Raw genomic sequence first — 22732 nt, 5'->3', positions numbered from 1 at the left:
CACTTATTTCGCTATCAGTGCGGTTTCAGCAGCGCTTCGGCATGGCTGACGATGTTTTCCACCGTAAAGCCAAATTCCGGGAACAGCTTATCAGCGGGAGCCGACTCACCAAATCCGGTCATGCCAACAATAGCGCCGTTCAGGCCGACATATTTATACCAGTAGTCAGCAATACCGGCTTCCACCGCGACGCGTTTCGTCACGCCGGAAGGCAGTACGGATTCACGGTAGGCGACATCCTGCGCGTCGAACAGGTCGGTAGAGGGCAGGGAGACTACCCGGACTTTATGACCGCTTGCCGTCAGTTTTTCAGCTGCGCCCAGGGTAATTTCTACCTCGGAACCGGTGGCGATCAGGATCACTTCCGGCGTGCCGTCGCTGTCTTTCAGCACATAGCCACCGCGTGAGATATTCTCCAGCTGCGCTGGAGTACGCTCCGGCTGCGCCAGGTTCTGACGCGAGAGGATCAGCGCGGTTGGGCCGTGATGACGCTCGACGGCATGCTTCCACGCCACGGCGGTTTCTACCTGGTCGCACGGGCGCCAGACGCTCATATTCGGCGTGACGCGCAGGCTTGCCAGCTGCTCGACCGGCTGGTGGGTTGGGCCATCTTCGCCCAGGCCGATGGAGTCGTGGGTATAAACCATAATCTGGCGCGCCTTCATCAGCGCCGCCATGCGCACCGCGTTACGCGCATATTCCACAAACATCAGGAAGGTGGCGGTATACGGAATAAAGCCGCCGTGATGAGCCAGACCATTGGCAATTGCCGTCATCCCGAACTCACGCACGCCGTAGTGGATATAGTTACCGGCAAAGTCCTCTTTGATCGACTTCGAGCCTGACCAGATTGTCAGGTTGCTCGGTGCCAGGTCAGCGGAGCCGCCCAGGAACTCTTTAAGCAGCGGACCGTAGGCTTCCAGCGCGTTTTGTGAGGCTTTACGGCTGGCGATTTTCTGTGGATTAGCCTGCAGCTGTTCAATGTATTTCTGGGTCTCTGCCTGCCAGTTATCCGGCATGCCGCCATCCATACGACGAGTAAACTCTGCCGCCAGTTCCGGGTGCGCAGCCTGATAGGCGGCGAACTTTTCGTTCCAGCTTTTCTCGTGTTTCGCACCGGCTTCTTTCGCATCCCACTGCGCATAAATCTCTTTCGGGATCTCAAACGGCGGGTAGTTCCAGCCCAGTTCTTTGCGCGCCAGCGCCACTTCTTCCACGCCCAGCGCAGCACCGTGCGACTCTTCCTTACCGGCTTTATTCGGTGAACCGAAGCCGATAATGGTTTTACAAACGATCAGCGACGGTTTATCGGTGACGCTCTGCGCCTCTTTGATCGCCGCGGCAATGGCGTCCGGGTTATGGCCGTCGATGTCGTGGATCACATGCCAGTGATAGGCTTCAAAGCGTTTCGCCGTGTCGTCAGTAAACCAGCCGTCGGTTTCACCATCAATCGAGATGCCGTTATGGTCATAGAAACCAATCAGCTTGCCAAGGCCGAGCGTACCCGCCAGAGAACTGACTTCATGGGAGATGCCTTCCATCAGGCAGCCATCGCCCATAAATACGTAGGTGAAGTGGTCGACAATTTCGTGGTCAGGGCGGTTGAACTGGGCGCCCAGCGTGCGTTCGGCGATCGCCATCCCCACCGCATTGGCCAGACCCTGGCCCAGCGGGCCGGTGGTGGTTTCCACGCCCGGCGTATAGCCGATCTCCGGGTGACCGGGGGTTTTGGAGTGCAGCTGACGGAAGTTTTTCAGCTCTTCTATCGGCAGGTCGTAGCCGCTGAGGTGCAGCAGGCTGTAAAGCAGCATCGAGGCATGACCGTTGGAGAGGATAAAGCGGTCGCGGTCGGCCCATGTTGGGTTGGCCGGGTTGTGATGCAGGAATTCACGCCACAGCACTTCCGCAATATCCGCCATGCCCATCGGTGCGCCAGGGTGGCCGGAATTGGCTTTTTGCACGGCGTCCATACTCAGTGCGCGGATTGCGTTAGCCAGTTCTCTACGTTGAGACATAATTTTCTCCCGAAAGTGGTGGAGGCGGGCCAGTGGCCCGCCTTAATAGAGGGTGTAAAGAGGTTACAGCTTAGCGGCGAGCACATCTTCCAGCTTCTGCTGGTCGACGGCGAACTGACGAATACCTTCCGCCAGTTTTTCTACTGCCATTGGGTCCTGATTGTGTTCCCAGCGGAATTCAGATTCAGACAGCGAGGCTGGCTGATGAAAAGCTTCGGTTGATGGGGTCAGCTTGCGCTCCAGCGGCGCGTTGCTGGCCTGCAGTTCTTCCAGCAGATTAGGGGAGATGGTCAGGCGGTCACAGCCTGCCAGCGCAACAATTTGCTCGGTCTTACGGAAGCTGGCACCCATGATCACGGTGTTGTAGCGGTGCTGCTTATAGTATTCGTAGATCTTACGTACCGACTGCACGCCTGGATCTTCATCCACGTTATACGGGTCCAGCGGCTTGCGGCTGTTGTACCAGTCGTAGATACGGCCAACAAACGGGGAGATCAGGAACACGCCCGCTTCGGCACAGGCACGGGCCTGGGCGAAGGAGAACAGCAGCGTCAGGTTACACTGGATGCCGTTCTTCTCCAGCTCTTCCGCCGCTTTGATGCCTTCCCAGGTGGAAGCCAGTTTGATCAGGATGCGCGAGCGGTCAATGCCGTTCTCTTCATACATTCTTACCAGCTTCTCGGCTTTGGTCACGCACATACCGCGGTCAAAGGAGAGGCGCGCATCCACCTCGGTAGAAACACGGCCGGGAACGCTTTTCAGAATTTCCATACCGAGGTTGATGGCGACTTTGTCGCTGGCGTTAATGATCTGGGTCTCTTTGCTGCCGCCCTGTTTTTTGGCGTAGTCGATGGCGTCAGTAATCAGATGCTTATAAGAGTCGAGGCCGGAGGCTTTCAGGATCAGAGACGGGTTAGTGGTCGCATCCTGCGGGTGGTAGTTACGAATCGATTCAATATCACCACTGTCTGCCACCACGGTGGTGAATTGTTTTAGTGCGTCTAGCTGGTTCATCTCTTTAAGCTCCTTGAATACCCTTGATACTTCAGGTTGCACAGGCGCTAAGTGCCTGCCTGCAACCCCAACTATTTTGGGTGTAACGATGATAAGAAAAATATCTCAGGCGGATCACAGTGCATCAGGCGCTGTCGAATAGGAATGCGCTTTTTCTGATTGTTGCAATGGGCCCGCCCAATGGGTGATGCCTTATCACTCTTAGCGGAAGTTTACGCCATCGCGGCGCTGACCTTTAACCGCCTGTAAGCTGCTCGTAGTAACCAATTCTTTCGATTTTAGGCGCCGAACGGCCCCCTTCAAATTCGGCTTTAAGCCAGGCTGCCACAATGGATTTTGCCAGCTCCAGCCCAATTACGCGGGCGCCCAACGTGATGATTTGCGCGTTATTGCTTTTACGCGCGCGCTCAGCTGAGTAAGTGTCATGACACTGAGCGGCGCGGATGCCGGGCACTTTATTCGCCGTGATACTCATTCCTATGCCCGTACCGCACACCAGGATGCCACGTTGATGCCGGCCAGTCTTGATGGCTTGTGCCACTGTCCAGGCAATATCAGGGTAGGCGCAACCGCTCTCCTGCTGCATGTCAGCACTGTAATCAGTGGTGGCAAAGCCCGCCTGCTGCAGGTAGTTGACCAGGATGTTTTTTAACTCAATGGCGGCATCATCAGCGCCAATTGCAATAGAAAGCATAGCAGATCTCCAAAATAACGTGACGGAAGCGGCGTGATCCCTGGGATCGCACCGGCACAGAAGTACCCTAATCGCAATAAAACAAATGTTCAATAGAAGTTCATTTGATTATTTGTTTTCTGGCTGTTCACAAAAATAAAATAGGGTCTTGTCACATATTCAGGATCTGAAAACGAGTGCTGACCCACTAATTACGCGTTTTATGCACCAAATCACAATTTAAGCTCTCTCCGGTTGGCTTATCCATAAGCCCTGCGTACTGTTCAATTGTTACTTGGATGTGTAAATGATCAAACGTTGAGGAGAGGATTATGTGCCAGCAGTGTGAAGTGCAGAACCGCCGTAAAGAGGGAATTCCGTCACGGATGAAGGCTGTTGTGGCATTTGCGCCCGGAGACTACCGCCTGCAGGAAGTGGAGGTGCCGTCCATTGGCCCAGGTGAAATTCTGGTGAAGGTTGAGGCTTGCGGGATATGCGCAGGCGATGTCAAAGCCTGGGAGGGCGCGCCGAGCTTCTGGGGCGATGACAAGCAGCCTGCCTATATTAAGGCGCCAATGATCCCCGGCCATGAATTTATTGGTCATGTCGTGGCGCTGGCCGACGATGTTGAACAGTTTGCGCTGGGCGATCGGGTAATCTCCGAGCAGATTGTGCCGTGCTGGGGCTGCCGTTTCTGCAACCGCGGTCAGTACTGGATGTGTGAAAAACACGATCTGTACGGTTTCCAGAACAACGTCAATGGCGGTATGGCGCAGTATATGAAGTTCACCAAAGAGGCGATCAACTACCACGTGCCCGCTGAGCTGCCAATTGAAGATGCCATTCTGATTGAGCCTTACGCCTGTTCGTTCCACGCCGTGCAGCGTGCCAACATCAAGCTGGGCGATGTGGTGGTGCTGGCAGGAGCGGGGACGCTGGGCCTGGGAATGATCGGGGCAATCAAGAAATCCGGCCCGGCGAAACTGGTGGTGCTGGACCTTTCTGACGACCGTCTGGAACTGGCAAAGCGCTTCGGCGCCGATATTGTGATTAACCCCGCGCGTCAGGACGCGGAGAAAATCGTTAAGGAGATGACTGAAGGATACGGCTGCGACATCTATATCGAAGCGACCGGTGCAGGAAAATCTGTTGAGCAGGGGCTGGCGATGATCCGCAAGCTCGGCACGTTCGTCGAATTCTCGGTATTCAAAGATCCGGTCAGTATCGACTGGAGCATTATCAGCGATCGCAAAGAGCTTGACGTGCTCGGTTCCCACCTTGGTCCTTACTGTTACCCGCTGGTCATTGAGGGCATTCGTGACGGATCGCTGCCGACCCGTGGCGTGGTGACACACACCTTGCCGCTTGAACGTTTTGCTGAAGGATTTGACCTGATGAAGCGCGGTGTTGATTCCATCAAAGTGGTGCTCAATCCCAATCTTTAAACCAAATCTTACGGTGCGGTCGTCCCGCTTAATCCGGGCGCACTTCCTGACATTTTTTTCCAGGGGGTTGTATGTTGCAACGAATGATTGACCGCATTGGCCTGTCGCCGAAGCTGCTGTTGGGCTATGCCGGGGTACTGATCTTTATGATGGGTGAGGGGCTGGAGCAGGGCTGGCTGTCGCCTTATCTGATTGAGAATGGCATGACCGTTCAGCAGTCTGCGCTGCTGTTTAGCGTTTACGGTTTTGCCGCCGCGATTGCCGCGTGGTTCTCTGGCGTGCTGGCAGAGATCTTCACCGCCAGGCGGGTGATGCTGGCCGGGCTGGTGATGTTTATGATCGGCTCTGTGCTGTTCCTCACTTTCGGCCTACCCAGCCATCATCTGGCAACCATGATCCCGACTTACGCGTTGCGTGGCCTGGGTTATCCGCTGTTTGCCTACGGTTTTCTGGTGTGGGTCGCGTATGAGGCACCGAAAGAGCGCCTCGGCTCGGCGGTGGGCATCTTCTGGTTTGTCTACAGCGGCGGCCTGAGCGTGCTCGGGGTGCTTTACTCCAGCATTGCCTTGCCCTGGCTCGGGGAGATCCACACGCTGTGGAGTGCACTGATTTTTGTCATGCTCGGTGCGATGATCGCCCTGTTCCTCAACCGCGGCGGTGAGACGGTAGAGGAAAAACGCGAGAAACCGTCGCTGGCATATGTATTGAAGGGCATCACCATTGCCTTTGAAAATCCGAAGATTGGCCTTGGCGGTATCGTGCGCACTATCAATACCTCGGCGGCGTATGGCTTCGTGGTGTTTATGCCGACCTACATGATGGACCTGGGCTTTACCCGCACCGACTGGCTGCACATGTACGCCGCGCTGTGGGGCGTCAATATCATCTTCAACCTGCTGTTCGGCATTGTCAGTGACGGTTTAGGCTGGCGCAACGTGGTGATGTGGTTTGGCTGCATCGGCTGCGCGATGACGACCCTGTTGTTCTTCTATATGCCGCAGTGGGTTGGCCCCAACTACTGGGCTACCGTCACCATGGCCGGGCTGTTCGGCGCCTGCCTGGCGGCATTTGTGCCTTTGTCAGCCCTGATGCCCACCCTGGCACCTGAAAATAAAGGTGCCGCGATGTCGATTCTCAATCTGGGCGCAGGGCTGAGTACCTTTGTCGGCCCGGCGGTGGTCGGGCTGTTTATCGGTTCGCTCGGCGCTAGCGGAGTGATCTGGATTTACACCGGTCTCTATCTGGTGGCGGCGCTGCTGATGAAGTTCGTCACGCTGCCTGCGAGTTCATCGCACCCGATACCCTCGCCCTCCGGCCCGTTGATGAAACAAAAAGGAGCTTCATGATGAAACTGCCATTAGACGGCAAAGTTGCGCTAATAACCGGTGGGGCGGCAGGCATTGGTTATGCCATCGCCCAGGAATTTTTGCAGCAGGGAGCACGGGTCGCGCTACTGGACCGTGACGACCGTGTGGTACAGGTTGCCGCCGCGCTAAACGCTGAAAGCGCGCTGGGTATTGCGCTGGATGTGACTGAACGTACGGCGGTTAACGCGGCGGTGGCAGAGGTGATTAGCCACTTTGGCGCGCTGGATATTGCCGTCAACTGTGCCGGCGTGGCGCTGCTTGGGCCGGCAGAGGCACTCAGTGAAGCAGACTGGGACCGAACGCTGGATATCAATCTTAAAGGCACGTTTTTGGTGTGTCAGGCGGCGGGGCAGCATTTCCTGCGTCAGAACAGCGGCAACATTATCAATATGGCCTCGCAGGCAAGCCGGGTGGCGCTGCCGCAGCACATTGCCTACTGCGCCAGTAAGGCGGCGGTGGTGGGGTTAACCCAGGTGCTGGCGCTGGAGTGGGGACCGCACAATATCAACGTCAACGCCATCTCTCCGACCGTGGTGCTGACCGAGCTGGGCGCGAAAGCCTGGGCAGGAGAAGCCGGGGAAGCCCACAAAAAACAGATCCCGCTGCGGCGCTTTGCTGAGCCAGCGCACATTGCCGCTACCGCACTGTTCCTTGCCAGCCCCGGAGCGGCAATGATGAACGGCGCCAATGTGGTGGTCGACGGTGGTTTCACCATCTGCTGAGGTGCCACAGGCGCATCAATAATAAGGAGTGACAATGAATCGCATTATTAACGACCCCGATTATGTTGTAGAGGATGCCATCCAGGGCTATCTGAAAGCGCATCCAGCGGTGTATCAGGCGACTGAAAATCCGCGCGTACTGAAGCGCCCGCAGGCCCCCATCAAGGGGAAAGTCGGGGTAATCACCGGCGGAGGTTCCGGGCATGAACCCGCATTCCTCGGCTATATGGGCGAGAACATGCTCGATGCCGTGGCGATTGGCGAAGTCTTCTCCTCGCCAACCGCAGGTGCTTTCCTCGACGCGTGTAAAGCGGCGGACGGGGGGGCGGGTGTCGCCTGTCTGTACGGCAACTATGCGGGCGATAATATGAACGTCAAAATGGCGATCAAAAAAGCGACCGCTGCGGGCATTGAGGTAAAAACCGTGGTGGCGAACGATGATGTCGCCTCCGCTCCGGCCAGTGAAAAAGCACGACGTCGCGGCGTAGCGGGCGAAATTCTGATGTGGAAAGTCGGGGCGGCGGCGGCGGCTCTGGGATATGACCTCGATGGCGTGATCGGCGTAGCGCAAAAGGCGATCGATAACTGTCGTTCCATCGGCGTCGGTTTGAGTTCCTGCACGATCCCTGCAGTGGGTAAACCGAATTTCCATATTGAGCCGGGCACTATGGAGATTGGCATCGGCCATCACGGTGAACCTGGGATCGAAGTGGTTCCGACTCAGAGCGCACGTGAGATCGCGGCCACCATGCTGAACTTTGTGCTGGAGGAGCCTGTAAGCGGCCCACACCCGGAGGTGGTGGTGCTGGCGTCCGGTCTTGGGGCCACGCCGGTAATGGAGCTCTACATCTACTACGCCGAAGTGGAGAGGCTGCTGACGGAAAAAGGCATTCGGGTCCACCGGGCGCTAGTCGGTAACTACTTTACCTCGCTGGAGATGATGGGCGTGACGCTAACGGTGATGACGCTGGACGATGAACTGAAGAAACTGGTGGACCTGCCAACGCAGGCGCCGGGTTTAACCCACATGGAGTGAGATCATGACACAATTTTCGACGCAGCACGGCGACATCCTCGTGAACGATCTGGTTAGCGTTATTCGGCAAAATCGTGATTACCTGAGCGAGATTGACGGGGCTATCGGCGATGGCGATCACGGCATCAATATGGCTAAGGGATTCACTCAGTGTGGGGAGAAACTCTCGCCACAGCATTCGCTGGCGCAGGCGTTCGACAAGCTTTCAGATGCGCTGATGGAGGGGATCGGCGGATCGATGGGGCCGTTATACGGTAGCCTGTTTATGGGAATGGCCGACAGCATCCGCGACAAGTCCGCGCTGAGCGCCCCCGAGTTTGCCGCCATGCTGCGGGCTGGGCTTAGCGAGCTGCAGGATATCAGTGAGGCGGGCGTTGGCGACAAATGCCTGATGGATACGCTGATCCCGGCGGTGGAAGCGGCAGAGGCGACGGCAGCAAGCGGTTATCCTGCCATGTTAGCCGCGCTGACGCAGGCGGCGGTTAAAGGGCGAGACTCAACCAAAGATCTGGTGGCGAAAATTGGCCGCGCCAGCCGTCTTGGTGAACGCTCTCGCGGCGTGCTGGATGCTGGCGCAGTCTCCTGCTGTCTGCTGTTGACGCAGATGGCAGATTGCGTCGAGCGCGCGTTAAGTACGGAAACAGCCTGATTTGACGAGAGAGAAATCCGCCCGGTCAAAGTAAAAAATGGTGTAAATTGTTGCCTGAGGCGCGGTGAATTCTTCCGCGCCAGCACCTCAAACCGACAAGAGAGACGACTGCCCGGATGGAAAAAAACACGCTATCTCAGGACACTGAACTGCTGACGGAAATTGCCGTTGCATATTATCAGGATGAAATTACCCAGGAAGAGATTGCGCGTAAATTTGGTATCTCCCGCATTAAAGTGGGGCGCCTGCTCAAGCGGGCGAAAGAAGAGGGCATCGTTGAGATTAACGTGCGCTATCACCCGGTGTTCAGTACCCGGCTGGAGCAGCAGCTGCTGGAGCGCTTCCCGCTGCAGCGGGCGCTAATTGCCCTTGACCATCAGGATGAAGAAGAGCAGCGCCGTCAGGTGGCAGCGCTGGTGGCGATGCATCTGTCGCAGTCGCTAAAAGACAACGCGGTGGTGGCGGTCGGGCAGGGGCGCAATATCGCGGCGGTGGCGGACCACCCTGGCAGCGTTCCCACCCGCAGCTGCCACTTTATCAGCGGCATTGGCGGCACCCACCGTCCCGGTGATGCCATCAACGCCGACCATATTAGCCGCCGCCTGGCGAAAAAATTTGGCGGGATCAGCGAAACGCTTTACGCCCCGGCCTATGTGGAAAACCGGGCGTTGAAAGCGGCTTTTATGCAGAACGGCACCATTAAAGAGACGCTGGACCGCGCCCGTAAGGCGGATGTGGCACTGGTCGGTATCGGCGATATGAACGAAAATAGCTATATGGTAAAGCTCGGCTGGTTCACCCCGCATGAGATCATTGATGCCAGCCTTAATCAGGGCGTGATCGGTGACATTGCAGGTTATGACTTCTTCAACGCGCACGGTCAGCATGTGGATACGGTAATGAACGATCGGGTGATTGGCCTGAGCATTGATGAACTGCGTAAAATTCCCTGCGTGATTGCCATCGCCTCCGAAAACACCAAAGCGATGGCGATTCTCGGTGCATTGCGCACTGGCGCGATCGATATCATTGCCACTTCCGCACAGAATATCCGTACGTTATTGAATATGACCAAATAATGTTTCGCGGGCTGAGCGAAAAAGAGGGTCAGCCCCTGATGTATCCCCACAAAAATTGATTTGAATAATGTTGCGGGATGACAGGTGCCCGGTTTCAGGAGGGAGGGCTGCTTTCCGCACCGGCATGAATACATCCCTGTAGCCTGGCTCACGGCCATCCCTGGCCGTGGGCCTGCTGCAATCAGCCCTCCCTCCTTGCACCCAAAGCCGCAGCGTCGCGGTTTAAAACTTACAGCGAGCACGATGCGAGTGGGGGATGAGCTTGGCCTGAGGTAAGCCGGACGTCACGCGGCAGGGATGCCGCGTGCCGAGGCCCGCAGGGAGCGTCTTTTGCCGTTCCGGCGTGCTCAGGCTGAGCTCAGACCGGTTTGCGGACGTTTAGCGATGGAGGTTATTTCTGGGGATACCTCAGGGGTCACCCCCTACTGTAGGGGGCGATCCTCTATTTCGATCGGCCCTTATCATGCGATTGCCAATTCTATGCACTCCCTCAAGTTTTTCCCCCGTCCGCCCCTTCTATACTGGGATGTTTGTACCCTCAGAAAAGAAAAGGATCCTGCTAATGGACGATCAGTTAAAACAGAGTGCGCTCGATTTTCATCAGTTCCCGGTCCCGGGAAAAATTCAGGTTTCCCCGACTAAGCCGCTCGCCACCCAGCGCGATCTGGCGCTGGCCTACTCTCCTGGCGTGGCTGCGCCTTGCCTGGAGATTGCCGCCGATCCGCTGGCGGCGGATAAATACACCGCCCGTGCCAACCTGGTGGCGGTGATCTCCAACGGTACGGCAGTGCTCGGGCTGGGCAATATCGGCGCGCTGGCGAGTAAGCCGGTGATGGAGGGGAAGGGCGTACTGTTTAAGAAATTCGCCGGGATCGACGTGTTTGATATCGAAGTGGACGAGCTGGATCCCGACAGGCTGATCGACGTGGTGGCGGCGCTGGAGCCGACTTTTGGCGGTATTAATCTGGAGGATATCAAAGCGCCAGAGTGCTTCTACATCGAAAAGAAACTGCGCGAGCGCATGAATATCCCGGTGTTCCACGACGATCAGCACGGCACGGCGATCATCTGTACCGCCGCGGTGCTTAACGGCCTGCGCGTGGTGAAGAAAAACATCTCCGACGTGCGGCTGGTGGTCTCCGGCGCCGGCGCATCTGCCATTGCCTGCCTTAACCTGCTGGTGGCGCTGGGTATGCAGAAGCACAACATCGTGGTGTGCGATTCAAAAGGGGTGATCTACCAGGGCCGTGACGCCAACATGGAACAGACCAAGGCAGCCTATGCGGTAGCCGACAGCGGCAAGCGCAGCCTGCTCGAGGTGATTGCCGATGCCGATATCTTCCTCGGCTGCTCCGGGCCAAAAGTGATGACTCAGGAGATGGTAAAACGGATGGCGCGTGACCCGCTGATCCTCGCGCTGGCCAACCCGGAGCCGGAGATCCTGCCGCCGCTGGCGAAAGAGGTGCGCCCGGATGCCATTATCTGCACCGGCCGCTCGGACTTCCCCAACCAGGTGAATAACGTGCTGTGCTTCCCGTTTATCTTCCGCGGGGCGCTCGACGTGGGCGCGACGGCAATTAACGAGGAGATGAAGCTGGCGGCGGTGCACGCTATTGCCGAACTGGCGCTGGCGGAGCAGAGCGACGTGGTTGCCTCGGCCTACGGCGATCAGGAGCTGTCGTTTGGCCCGGAGTACCTGATCCCCAAACCGTTTGATCCGCGTCTGATTGTGCAGATCGCCCCGGCGGTAGCGAAAGCGGCGATGGAGTCCGGCGTGGCGCGCAGGCCGATTGCCGACTTCGATGCCTATCGCGAAAAGCTGATGGAGTTCGTCTACAAAACCAACCTGTTTATGAAACCGGTGTTCTCGCAGGCGCGTAAGGATCCGAAGCGGGTGGTGCTGGCCGAAGGGGAGGAGGCGCGCGTGCTGCACGCCACGCAGGAGCTGGTGACGCTCGGCCTGGCAAAACCGATCCTGATTGGTCGCCCAAGCGTGATCGAGATGCGCTTGCAGAAGCTGGGGCTGAAAATTGAGGCGGGCAAAGACTTCGAGGTGGTGAACAACGAATCCGATCCGCGCTTCAAAGAGTACTGGAACGAGTATTACCAGATCATGAAGCGACGCGGCGTTTCACCGCAGCAGGCGCAGCGGGCGGTGATTGGTAATCCGACGCTGATTGGCGCGATTATGGTTCATCGCGGTGAAGCCGACGCGCTGATCTGCGGCACCGTCGGCGACTACAAGCAGCATTACGACATTGTGGAGAAGCTGTTTGGCTTCCGTGCGGATGTGAAAGTCGCCGGAGCGATGAATGCGCTGGAGCTGCCGAGCGGCAATACTTTTATTGCCGATACCTACGTCAACGAAAACCCGACCCCGGAACAGCTGGCCGAGCTGACGCTGATGGCGGCAGAAACCGTGCGCCGCTTCGGCATTGAGCCTAAAGTCGCCCTGCTGTCGCACTCCAGCTTTGGCGCTTCCGATGCGCCCGCCGCCCGCAAGATGCGTGACACGCTGGCGCTGGTGAAGGCGCGTGCGCCAGATCTGGAAATCGACGGGGAGATGCACGGCGACGCCGCGCTGGTGGAGAGTATTCGCCAGGATCTGATGCCGGACAGCCCGCTAAAAGGCTCGGCCAACATTCTGATTATGCCGAACGTAGAGGCAGCGCGTATCAGCTACAACCTGCTGCGCGTCTCCTGCTCCGACGGCGTGACGGTTGGCCCGGTACTGATGGGGATTGCCAAACCGGTCCACGTGCTGACGCCGATCTCTTCGGTGCGGCGCATCGTCAATATGGTGGCGCTGGCGGTGGTGGAGGCGCAAACCGCACCGCTCTGATCCTCAAAAAGGCCGGGTGTGATGCCCGGCCACTTCATTTAGATCCACTCGCGGGGAACGATAAAATCGCTGTACAGCGCGGCTTCCGGCGTGCCCGGCTGCGGCTGATAGTCATATTCCCAGCGCACCAGCGGCGGCATCGACATCAGGATCGATTCCGTGCGGCCCCCGGTTTGCAGGCCAAACAGCGTGCCGCGATCCCATACCAGGTTAAACTCGACGTAGCGCCCGCGGCGATAGAGCTGGAAATCGCGCTCGCGTTCGCCCCACGGCATCGCCTTGCGGCGCTCGACAATCGGCAGATAGGCGTCGCTAAAGCCATTGCCTACCGCCTGCATAAAGCCGAAGCTCTGGTCGAAATCCGGGGTGTTCAGGTCGTCAAAGAACAGCCCGCCAATGCCGCGCTGCTCGTTGCGGTGCTTGAGATGGAAATAGTCATCGCACCACTTTTTATAGCGTGGATAGAGATCGTCGCCGAATGGCTGACACAGGTCGGCAGCGGTCTGATGCCAGTGCACCGCATCTTCTTCGAAGCCGTAATAAGGGGTCAGATCGAAACCGCCACCAAACCACCACACCGGGTCGGCGCCCGGCTTCTCGGCAATAAAGAAGCGCACGTTGGCGTGGCTGGTCGGGATATAGGGATTTTCCGGATGGATCACCAGCGATACGCCCATCGCCTCGAAGCTGCGTCCCGCCAGCTCCGGGCGGTGAGCGGTAGCGGAAGCCGGCATTGCATCACCGTGGACGTGAGAAAAATTAACGCCAGCCTGCTCGAACACCCGACCCTGGCGCAGTACGCGACTGCGCCCGCCACCGCCACCTGGGCGATCCCAGCTGTCTTCAGCAAACTCAGCCCCGCCATCGGCGGCAGCCAGTTTGCGACAAATTTCATCCTGCAGGTGGAGTAAAAATTGCTTAACCTGGGCGATATCCGGAGTGTTCATCAGCAAATCCTGTGGCAAAAAGACGCGCGGATTATACGCCATTTGGCTCAGCCTGTGCGCCTGGTCGCATCATACTCGTCAAAAAAGCTGACGATGCCGTCGGCGATCGCCCCGGCAATTTTCTGGCGAAACGCGGTGGTGCCGAGCAGGCGCTCCTCGTCAGGGTTGGTGATAAATGAGGTTTCCACCAGCACTGACGGGATGGAGGGCGACTTCAGCACCGCAAACGCCGCCTGCTCGGTGTGCTGGCTGTGCAGATGGTGTACCGGGCGGATCTGGCTCAGCACATGCTTGCCGAGGGTCAGGCTATTTTTAATGGTATCGGTCTGCACCAGGTCGAACAGCACCTGCTGCAGATAGTGATCTTTCGCCGCCACTTTGACGCCGCCGACGTCATCTGCCGCGTTTTCACGCTCGGAGAGGTAGCGTGCCATGGTACTGCTGGCGCCACGATTTGAGAGGGCGAAGACCGAGGCGCCGTTAGCGCTCGGGCTGGTAAACCCGTCGGCGTGCACCGACATAAACAGGTCAGCACCGTGCTGATGGGCGATCTCCACGCGCTCGCCGAGCGGAATAAAGCGATCGGTTTCGCGCGTCAGGCGCACTTCAATACGCGGATGGTCACCCAGCAGGTGACGAATATGGTTGGCGATCTCCAGCACCACGTGCTTCTCCTCCGAGCCTTCGTGACCGACCGCGCCGGAGTCAATCCCGCCGTGGCCGGGGTCAATCATCACGATACGTTTAGCGTTTTTCGCGCGCGGCGGCGGTGGAGAAACCGGCCTCGGCAGAACTGAACTGCCCCGCAGCGTGGCCTCTTCTTGTTTTGCGCGGGCCGGTCTGTTCGCCAGCAGCGCCAGCGCCAGGCCGGAGAGCAGAAGCTGACGGCGGCTGGTGAGCGGCGTCAGCTGAGAAATCTTTTTCATAAGAAGATCCTGAAGCATTAAGTGCTTAGTGTTATATCGTAACAATGCGTCGACAGCGAGGGGGGAACTATTTCAGGTTTTTACCAGTTATTTCAGCAGACTAATTGCACAACAGCCGTTTTTTTTCTTTCAGGTGCGTTAACAGACTTGCACCTGCAGAAGAAAGCGTGATAATCAGCAAATTAGCCTTAACATCAGGTATATCCCATGGAAATCCGCGCATTCCGACAAGATGATTTTGAAGAAGTGATCACCCTTTGGGAGCGTTGCGATTTGTTACGTCCGTGGAATGACCCGGAAATGGATATCGAGCGTAAGCTCAATCACGACCCGGACCTGTTCCTGGTGGCGGTGGTGGGGGGCGAGATCGTTGGCACGCTGATGGGCGGCTACGACGGACATCGCGGCTCTGCCTATTATCTCGGCGTGCATCCTGATTATCAGGGCCGTGGCTTTGCCAACGCGCTGATTAATCGCCTGGAGAAAAAACTGATTGCGCGCGGCTGCCCAAAAATCAATGTGATGGTGCGCGAAGAGAACGATGCGGTAGCGGGCTTTTACGAAAAGCTGGATTATGAAACTCAGGACAGCCTGCTGCTTGGCAAGCGTCTGATTGAAGACCGCGAGTATTAAATCCCTCGTCATCCTTGACGCCGTGGCGGCGTTAGCGGCAAGCCTTCACCCGAATCACTTACTTATGTAAGCTCATCGGGATTATGAGCTTCATTGATGAAGCTCACCCTGCGGGCCAGCGCAGGCGCTGTTCAACTCGCTCATTGAGCGAGTTGTCACGCTTTTGCTGCCTTGCCACAACGCCAATGATTTTGAGGAATACGGTGCCTGATTTGTTAAGTAATTAATGTGAATTATTCCCCTGATGATTACGACGCCAAAGGCCAGCTGCGACTGCCGCTGAGCTTTTGGGCAATCTTACTGCTGCAGGCCCGCACCTGGGTGATGTTTGTTATGGCCGGTGCGTCGCGCCAGCAGGGCACGCAGCTGCTGGAGCTATTCTACCCGGATACTCACTCGTTTTGGCTTGGCCTGGGTTTTGGCATTCCAGCCGCCATTGGCCTGCTGCTGACCGGTTATCGTCAGCGCCTGCCGCGCCTGTGGCAGGCCTGGCGCTGGGTGCTGATTATCACGCTGGCGGTGACGATGCTGGCGCCGCTGCTGATGCAGTGGCAGGAAGAGGATCCGCTCTCCGAACTGCTGCTGATGGTGACGCTGCTGGATGGTCTTGCGCTGCTGGCGCTGCTGTTCTCCCCACGGCTGCGCGACTGCTTCGACCCGGCAAAAAATCATTAAATAAAACTTTTTTGCCTGCCGGTACTCCAAGCAGGTAATTAAGGACCCCGTTTATTCACTGGAGTTGTCATGAAAACTTTTCGCCCGGCGCTGTTAATCGCCACCATCATGCTGGCTGGCTGCGCCGGTTCCTCTTCTTCGCAGCCGCAAAGCGCCTCGTCATCCACCTGGTGGAATCCGATTTCCTGGTCGTGGTCCAGCCTGTCCCCCACGCACTGGTTTAGTTCTTCGCTGCAGGTGAGCGAGCAGGGCGTGGGTAAAGTCAATGGCAGCACCGCCATGCAGCAGGAGGCGATAGAGGATGGCCTGAGCGGCAACTATCAGCTGCGCCAGGGGATGCGCACCGCCAACGGCAATATCGTGCACTTCTGGCAGGCGCTGGACAGCGACAAACAGGTCAAGATGGTGCTGACGGGGCAGACGACCGTTAACCAGATTGAGGTCAGCGACAGCGATGTGGCCACTGAGAGCGGCGTTAAGATCGGCACGCCATTCAGCGATCTCTACAGCAAAGCGTTTGGCGCCTGCCAGCAGACCAGCGCAGGCGACAGCGCCAGCGTGGAGTGTAAGGCGCCGGGCAGCCAGCACATCAGCTACCAGTTCAGCGGCGAATGGCACGGGCCGGAAGGATTGATGCCGTCTGACGATGCGCTGAAAAGCTGGAAGCTGAGCAAAATTATCTGGCGCCGCTAACGCCTGGCGACAAAGACCCCAGTAATACTGCGTATAAATAGTCTCCTGGCGGTACGATTTAAGGTATGATACGGCGCAAAATCGAGCAGAAATAACCTGAACGCCAGGAGAGCAGTATGTCCCATTTCCAGAGCGGCATTTTGTTAGAGCATCGCCGTTTTGCTATTTACCTTGAAGCCATGGTGGCGGGCGATATTGCCGTTCTGCGCCGCGCCGTGACGAACTTCTTACAGCAGTTAGCAGCACTGCAGCAGCAGTACCCGGATGCCGGCCTCGGTGCCGTGATGGCTTTTGGCAACGGCCTGTGGAGCGACCTCAATCCGTCACAGGTCAGCGAGCTGAAAGATTTCCTGCCGCTGGGCAAGGGCATGGCCCCCGCCACCCAGCGCGACCTGCTGATCCATATTCAGTCGCTGCGTCACGATGTTAACTTTAGCCTTGCCCAGGCTGCGCTCGCGGCCTTTGGTGACACCCTGCGCATTGCCGAAGAGACGCACGGCTTCCGCTGGACGGAAGACCGCGATCTGAGCGGCTTTGTTGACGGCACTGAAAACCCTCAGGGTGAAAAGCGCCAGCAGGTGGCGATTATTGCCGCGGGCGATAATGCGGGTGGTAGCTACGTGTTCAGCCAACGCTGGCAGCACAATCTGAAAATGTTTAACCGCCTGACGGTGGATAAGCAGCAGCAGATCATGGGCCGTACCAAAGTCAGTAATGAAGAGCTGGAAGGGGATGCCCGCCCGGTGACCTCACACGTGGCGCGCGTTGACCTTAAGGAGAACGGGGCAGGGCTGAAGATCCTGCGTCAGAGCCTGCCGTACGGCACGGCCAGCGGCACCAACGGGCTGTTTTTCCTCGCCTACTGCCATACGCTGCATAACATTGAGCAGCAGCTGCTGAGCATGTTCGGCGAAACCGACGGCAAGTTCGATGCGATGCTGCGCTTCACCAAGCCGGTCAGCGGCAGCTACTTCTATGCACCGTCGCTGGAGCAGCTAGCGGCGTTGTAATGTCAGTTAGCCACGCGTAGGGTCCAGGCATGCCTGGACCGGGCGGGTCATGACCCGCCCCGACCTTCATTTCCCATCCCCTGCATAACCAATTCCATACCCTTATAGCGTTTTCTACTTGCAAAGCACCAAACGGTATATAAAACCGCTACAGCTTTCACCCGGGTTATAAATAAACTGAACGCTCTTATGGCCTGGCTGGCGGGCAATCTTTCAGGGTGCAATATGACGTTACCGACGGTTAAAAAATTAGTGAGCGCTACCGCACTTTCTATACTGCTGGCAACAGGCGCGCAGGCCACAGAACTTCTCAACAGTTCGTATGATGTGTCACGCGAGCTGTTTACCGCCCTGAATGCACCGTTTGAGCAGCAGTGGGCGCAGCAGCATCCGGGCGACACCCTGACCATAAAACAGTCCCATGCCGGTTCCTCCAAGCAGGCGCTGGCAATCCTGCAGGGGCTAAAGGCGGACGTGGTGACCTACAATCAGACCACGGACGTGCAGATCCTGCATGACAAAGGCAACCTGATCCCGGCCGACTGGAAGCAGCGCCTGCCGAATAACAGCTCGCCGTTTTACTCCACCATGGCCTTCCTGGTGCGTAAAGGTAACCCGAAGAACATCCACGACTGGAACGACCTGGTGCGTGACGATGTGAAGCTGATTTTCCCGAATCCGAAAACCTCCGGTAATGCGCGCTATACCTACCTGGCCGCGTGGGGGGCTTTCGATCGGTCCGATGGCCAGGATAAAGCCAAAACCGAAAAGTCGATGACCCAGTTTCTGAAAAACGTCGAAGTGTTTGATACCGGCGGACGCGGGGCCACCACCACCTTTGTGGAGCGCGGGCTGGGCGATGTGCTGATCAGCTTTGAGTCGGAGGTGAACACCATCCGCAACCAGTACGCGAAAGACGGTTATGAAGTGATCGTACCGAAAACCAATATTCTGGCGGAGTTCCCGGTGGCGTGGATCGATAAAAATGTCGAACACAACAAAACCGAAGACGCGGCCAAAGCCTATCTCAACTATCTCTACACGCCGAAGGCACAGCAGATAATGACCCAGTTTTACTACCGGGTGAATAATCCGCAGCTGATGGCCGAACAGAAAGATCGCTTCCCGCAGACCAACCTGTTTAAGGTTGAGGAGTCTTTCGGAAGCTGGGATCACGTGATGAAAACCCATTTCGTCAGCGGTGGCGAGCTGGATAAGCTGTTAGCGGCGGGGCGTTAAAGATGTTTGCAACCAGTAGTAAGCGCGTACTGCCCGGGTTTGGCATCAGCCTTGGCAGCAGCCTGTTTTTCACCTGTCTGATCCTGCTGCTGCCGATCAGCGCGCTGCTGATGCAGCTGTCGCAGATGACGCTGGCGCAGTACTGGGAAGTGATCACCAACCCGCAGGTGGTTGCAGCGTATGAAGTGACCCTGCTGGCTGCCGGTGTGGCATCCCTCTTCAACGCGCTGTTTGGCATGCTGATGGCATGGATCCTGACGCGCTACCGCTTCCCGGGCCGCGCCATGCTTGATGGCCTGATGGACCTGCCGTTTGCGCTGCCAACCGCGGTAGCGGGTTTGACGCTGGCCGGGCTGTTCTCGGTCAACGGCTGGTACGGTCAGTGGCTGGCGCAGTTCGATATTAAAGTCTCTTACACCTGGCTCGGTATTGCCGTGGCGATGGCGTTTACCAGTATCCCGTTTGTGGTGCGTACCGTGCAGCCGGTGCTGGAAGAGTTAGGACCAGAGTATGAAGAAGCGGCTGAAACCTTAGGCGCGACGCCGTGGCAGAGCTTCCGCCGCGTGGTGCTGCCGGAAGTTGGCCCGGCGCTGCTGGCCGGAACCGCGCTGTCGTTCACCCGCAGCCTCGGCGAGTTTGGCGCAGTGATCTTCATCGCCGGGAATATCGCGTGGAAAACCGAAGTGACCTCGCTGATGATTTTTGTGCGCCTTCAGGAGTTCGATTATCCGGCAGCCAGCGCGATTGCCTCGGTTATCCTCGCCGCCTCGCTGCTGCTGCTGTTTGCGATTAACACCCTGCAGAGCCGCTTTGGCCGTCGTATTGGAGGCCACTAATGGCAGACGTTACCGATTTTAAAGGGGCAGATCGTACCCGCTTTCAGTGGGGTAAGTGGATCCTGATTGGCCTGGGGATGCTGATCTCCCTGCTGCTGCTGGTGGTGCCTTTAGTGGCAATTTTCACTACCGCATTTTCTGAGGGGCTGATGGCCACGCTGAGCAATCTTGGCGATGCCGATATGCTGCACTCGATCTGGCTGACCGTGCTGATTGCGCTGATCGCGGTGCCGGTCAACCTGGTGTTCGGAACCCTGCTGGCCTGGCTGGTGACGCGTTTTAGCTTCCCCGGTCGCCAGCTGCTGCTGACGCTGTTTGATATTCCTTTCGCCGTGTCGCCGGTGGTGGCAGGGCTGATGTATCTGCTGTTCTGGGGCGTGAACGGCCCGGCAGGCGGCTGGCTGGATGCCCATAACATCCAGCTGATGTTCTCCTGGCAGGGCATGGCCATGGTCACCATATTTGTCACCTGTCCGTTTGTGGTGCGCGAACTGGTGCCGGTGATGCTGAGCCAGGGCTCGCACGAAGATGAAGCGGCGGTGCTGCTGGGCGCCTCCGGCTGGAAAATGTTCTGGCGCGTGACGCTGCCCAATATCCGCTGGGCGCTGCTTTATGGCGTGGTGTTAACCAACGCCCGTGCGATTGGTGAGTTTGGTGCGGTCTCGGTGGTATCGGGATCGATTCGCGGCGAGACCTACACGCTGCCATTACAGGTTGAATTACTGCATCAGGACTACAACAGCGTGGGCGCATTTACCGCCGCGGGCTTGTTGACTCTGATGGCGATAGTGACGCTGTTTCTGAAAAGTGCGGTGCAGTGGCGGTTAGAGAGCCAGCAGAAGCGCTTGCAACGGGAGGGGAACCATGAGCATTGAGATCGGTAACATCAATAAATCCTTCGGCAAGACGAAAGTCCTGAACGATATTTCCCTGGATATCCCTTCCGGGCAAATGGTGGCGCTGCTGGGGCCGTCTGGCTCCGGCAAAACCACGCTGCTGCGTATTATCGCCGGGCTGGAAAACCAGAACAGCGGGCGCCTGAGCTTCCACGGGAAGGATGTCAGCCGCGTGCATGCCCGCGATCGCCAGGTCGGCTTTGTGTTCCAGCACTACGCGCTGTTCCGCCATATGACGGTGTTCGACAATATCGCCTTTGGCCTGTCGGTGCTGCCACGCCGCGAACGCCCGTCAGCAGCAGAAATTAAGCAGAAGGTCACCCGCCTGCTGGAGATGGTGCAGCTGGGGCATCTTGCCAGCCGCTATCCGGCACAGCTGTCAGGCGGGCAGAAGCAGCGTGTGGCGCTGGCGCGTGCGCTGGCCGTTGAGCCACAGATCCTGCTGCTGGATGAGCCATTTGGCGCGCTGGATGCGCAGGTGCGCAAAGAGCTGCGCCGCTGGCTGCGTCAGCTGCATGAAGAACTCAAGTTCACCAGCGTCTTCGTGACCCATGACCAGGAAGAAGCGATGGAAGTCGCCGACCGCGTGGTGGTGATGAGCCAGGGCAACATTGAGCAGGTGGGCACGCCGGACGACGTCTGGCGCGATCCGGCCACCCGTTTTGTGCTGGAGTTCCTCGGTGAAGTGAACCGCTTCGACGGCGAAGTGCACGGCTCCCAGTTCCATGTTGGTGCCCATCACTGGCCGCTGGGCTACGCGCCGGCGCATCAGGGAGCGGTTGAGCTGTTCCTGCGCCCGTGGGAGATTAACGTCAGCCGTCAGAGCAGCCTGGAAACGCCGCTGCCGGTGCAGATTCTTGAAGTCAGTCCGCGTGGGCATTACTGGCAGCTGGTGGTTCAGCCCGCAGAGTGGAGCGGTGAGCCGATTACCGTGGTCATGGAAGGGGACCAGGTTGCACCGATCCGCGGTGAGCGCCTGTTCGTCGGCCTGCAGCACGCGCGCCTGTATCACGGCGATACGCCGTTACGCCCTGTTGCCTTTGCGCAGAGCGCCTGATATTTTTTGTGCTGACATCTTTTGGAGAGAGGCTGGGTAATTCCGGCCTCTCTCATTTCATGCCGGGAATCACACCTTGACCACACTCGAAAATACCATCGGCAATACGCCGCTGATTAAGCTGCAGCGCCTGGCGCCGGACAACGGCAGCGAAATCTGGCTAAAGCTGGAGGGAAATAATCCCGCTGGTTCGGTGAAAGACCGTGCTGCGCTGTCGATGATCCATCAGGCTGAGCTGCGCGGGGAAATTCGCCCCGGCGACGTGCTGATTGAAGCGACCAGCGGCAATACCGGTATCGCGCTGGCGATGATCGCCGCGATGAAAGGGTATGTGCTGAAGCTGCTGATGCCGGAGAATATGAGCATTGAGCGCCAGGCGGCGATGAAGGCCTACGGTGCCGAGCTGATTCTGGTCAGCCGCGAGCAGGGCATGGAGGGCGCGCGTGACCTGGCCGCCGCGATGGCGGCACGCGGGGAAGGCAAAGTGCTGGATCAGTTTAACAACCCGGATAACCCGCTCGGGCATTATCAGACGACCGGGCCGGAAATCTGGCAGCAGAGCGCTGGCCGCCTGACCCATTTTGTCTCCAGCATGGGCACCACCGGGACCATTACCGGCGTCGGCAGGTATCTGAAAGAGCTGAGTAGCTCGGTGGAGATTGTCGGGCTGCAGCCCTCGGAAGGCAGCAGCATTCCCGGCATTCGCCGCTGGCCTGCCGCCTATCTGCCGGGCATCTTCCGTCCTGAGCTGGTAGATCGGGTGATCGATATGTCACAGCAGGAAGCCGAAGAGACGATGCGCCAGCTGGCACAGCGCGAAGGCATCTTCTGCGGGGTCAGCTCCGGCGGCGCGGTGGCGGGAGCGCTACGTATTGCGCGTGAACAGCCCGGCAGCGTCATCGTGGCGATTATCTGCGATCGCGGCGACCGCTACCTCTCAACCGGCGTCTATTAGCCTCCCTTTTTCTCAACGGCGGC

At 57.9% G+C, this 22732-nt stretch carries 21 protein-coding genes; 16 read left to right on the top strand and 5 right to left on the bottom strand.

What is annotated here, in order from left to right; genetic code table 11:
* Positions 1–14: 14 nt before the first annotated feature.
* From tkt to rpiB, 3 genes are all read right to left on the bottom strand, one after another.
* The gene (tkt, locus tag J2Y91_RS01645) at positions 15–2015 is read right to left on the bottom strand and encodes a transketolase (protein WP_253536867.1); all 2001 of its coding nucleotides are present in this window, start codon (positions 2013–2015) and stop codon (positions 15–17) included.
* A 63-nt stretch (positions 2016–2078) separates the two neighbouring features.
* Positions 2079–3029 carry a transaldolase gene (gene tal, locus J2Y91_RS01640; RefSeq protein WP_048915243.1) on the bottom strand — a complete coding sequence of 317 codons (951 nt, stop codon included), beginning with the start codon at positions 3027–3029 and terminating at the stop codon, positions 2079–2081.
* Positions 3030–3264: 235 nt separating this feature from the next.
* On the bottom strand, positions 3265–3723 hold the full coding sequence (gene rpiB, locus J2Y91_RS01635) for a ribose 5-phosphate isomerase B (protein ID WP_048915244.1): 459 nt from the start codon (positions 3721–3723) through the stop codon (positions 3265–3267).
* Between the two features lie 311 nt (positions 3724–4034).
* On the opposite strand from rpiB, the gene J2Y91_RS01630 reads away from it, so the two are divergent.
* The 7 genes from J2Y91_RS01630 to maeB all read left to right on the top strand — a co-directional run bounded on the left by J2Y91_RS01630 (position 4035) and on the right by maeB (position 12842).
* Positions 4035–5147, top strand: a complete 1113-nt coding sequence (locus J2Y91_RS01630) for an MDR/zinc-dependent alcohol dehydrogenase-like family protein (RefSeq protein WP_048915245.1) — start codon at positions 4035–4037, stop codon at positions 5145–5147.
* 71 nt (positions 5148–5218) lie between these two features.
* Complete coding sequence (locus J2Y91_RS01625; protein WP_133623107.1) at positions 5219–6493, top strand: MFS transporter; 1275 nt, start codon at positions 5219–5221, stop codon at positions 6491–6493.
* Positions 6490–7236: an SDR family oxidoreductase gene (locus tag J2Y91_RS01620; protein WP_133623108.1), complete on the top strand. Its 747-nt coding sequence runs from the start codon at positions 6490–6492 to the stop codon at positions 7234–7236. Before J2Y91_RS01625 ends, J2Y91_RS01620 begins: the two co-directional genes overlap by 4 nt.
* 34 nt (positions 7237–7270) lie before the next feature.
* Positions 7271–8272 carry a dihydroxyacetone kinase subunit DhaK gene (locus J2Y91_RS01615; RefSeq protein ID WP_048915248.1) on the top strand — a complete coding sequence of 334 codons (1002 nt, stop codon included), beginning with the start codon at positions 7271–7273 and terminating at the stop codon, positions 8270–8272.
* A gap of 4 nt (positions 8273–8276) precedes the next feature.
* Positions 8277–8921, top strand: a complete 645-nt coding sequence (gene dhaL / locus J2Y91_RS01610) for a dihydroxyacetone kinase subunit DhaL (protein WP_133623109.1) — start codon at positions 8277–8279, stop codon at positions 8919–8921.
* A 116-nt stretch (positions 8922–9037) separates the two neighbouring features.
* Positions 9038–10000: a sugar-binding transcriptional regulator gene (locus tag J2Y91_RS01605; protein WP_048915250.1), complete on the top strand. Its 963-nt coding sequence runs from the start codon at positions 9038–9040 to the stop codon at positions 9998–10000.
* A 562-nt stretch (positions 10001–10562) separates the two neighbouring features.
* Entirely contained in the window at positions 10563–12842 is a 2280-nt protein-coding gene (gene maeB / locus J2Y91_RS01600; RefSeq protein ID WP_099753434.1) for an NADP-dependent oxaloacetate-decarboxylating malate dehydrogenase, read from the top strand.
* Positions 12843–12880: 38 nt separating this feature from the next.
* Here the strand turns inward: maeB and hemF are convergent, their stop codons facing one another.
* On the bottom strand, positions 12881–13789 hold the full coding sequence (hemF, locus tag J2Y91_RS01595; protein WP_133623110.1) for an oxygen-dependent coproporphyrinogen oxidase: 909 nt from the start codon (positions 13787–13789) through the stop codon (positions 12881–12883).
* A gap of 47 nt (positions 13790–13836) precedes the next feature.
* Entirely contained in the window at positions 13837–14715 is an 879-nt protein-coding gene (gene amiA, locus J2Y91_RS01590; RefSeq protein ID WP_133623111.1) for an N-acetylmuramoyl-L-alanine amidase AmiA, read from the bottom strand.
* A gap of 207 nt (positions 14716–14922) precedes the next feature.
* On the opposite strand from amiA, the gene J2Y91_RS01585 reads away from it, so the two are divergent.
* From J2Y91_RS01585 to cysM, 9 genes are all read left to right on the top strand, one after another.
* Complete coding sequence (locus J2Y91_RS01585) at positions 14923–15348, top strand: GNAT family acetyltransferase (RefSeq protein WP_048915254.1); 426 nt, start codon at positions 14923–14925, stop codon at positions 15346–15348.
* Positions 15349–15576: 228 nt separating this feature from the next.
* Positions 15577–16023, top strand: a complete 447-nt coding sequence (locus J2Y91_RS01580) for a DUF2919 domain-containing protein (RefSeq protein WP_099753437.1) — start codon at positions 15577–15579, stop codon at positions 16021–16023.
* 69 nt (positions 16024–16092) lie between these two features.
* Positions 16093–16716, top strand: coding sequence for an RpoE-regulated lipoprotein (locus tag J2Y91_RS01575; protein ID WP_048915256.1), 624 nt, complete (start codon positions 16093–16095; stop codon positions 16714–16716).
* Between the two features lie 116 nt (positions 16717–16832).
* Positions 16833–17726 (top strand): Dyp-type peroxidase, encoded by an 894-nt coding sequence (locus tag J2Y91_RS01570; protein ID WP_133623112.1) that lies wholly within the window; start codon positions 16833–16835, stop codon positions 17724–17726.
* Positions 17727–17951: 225 nt separating this feature from the next.
* Positions 17952–18965 (top strand): sulfate ABC transporter substrate-binding protein, encoded by a 1014-nt coding sequence (locus J2Y91_RS01565; RefSeq protein ID WP_133623113.1) that lies wholly within the window; start codon positions 17952–17954, stop codon positions 18963–18965.
* Between the two features lie 2 nt (positions 18966–18967).
* Entirely contained in the window at positions 18968–19801 is an 834-nt protein-coding gene (gene cysT, locus J2Y91_RS01560; protein WP_048915259.1) for a sulfate/thiosulfate ABC transporter permease CysT, read from the top strand.
* Complete coding sequence (cysW, locus tag J2Y91_RS01555; protein WP_048915260.1) at positions 19801–20676, top strand: sulfate/thiosulfate ABC transporter permease CysW; 876 nt, start codon at positions 19801–19803, stop codon at positions 20674–20676. Before cysT ends, cysW begins: the two co-directional genes overlap by 1 nt.
* Positions 20666–21754 (top strand): sulfate/thiosulfate ABC transporter ATP-binding protein CysA, encoded by a 1089-nt coding sequence (cysA, locus tag J2Y91_RS01550; RefSeq protein WP_133623114.1) that lies wholly within the window; start codon positions 20666–20668, stop codon positions 21752–21754. Before cysW ends, cysA begins: the two co-directional genes overlap by 11 nt.
* A gap of 76 nt (positions 21755–21830) precedes the next feature.
* Positions 21831–22709, top strand: coding sequence for a cysteine synthase CysM (cysM, locus tag J2Y91_RS01545; RefSeq protein ID WP_133623115.1), 879 nt, complete (start codon positions 21831–21833; stop codon positions 22707–22709).
* The last annotated feature ends 23 nt before the right edge of the window (positions 22710–22732 follow it).

Origin of the sequence: Erwinia aphidicola (genome assembly GCF_024169515.1) — a bacterium.
GTDB lineage: Bacteria > Pseudomonadota > Gammaproteobacteria > Enterobacterales > Enterobacteriaceae > Erwinia > Erwinia aphidicola.
Note: the sequence above shows the minus strand (reverse complement) of the source record. Positions and strands in the feature narration are given on the sequence as shown.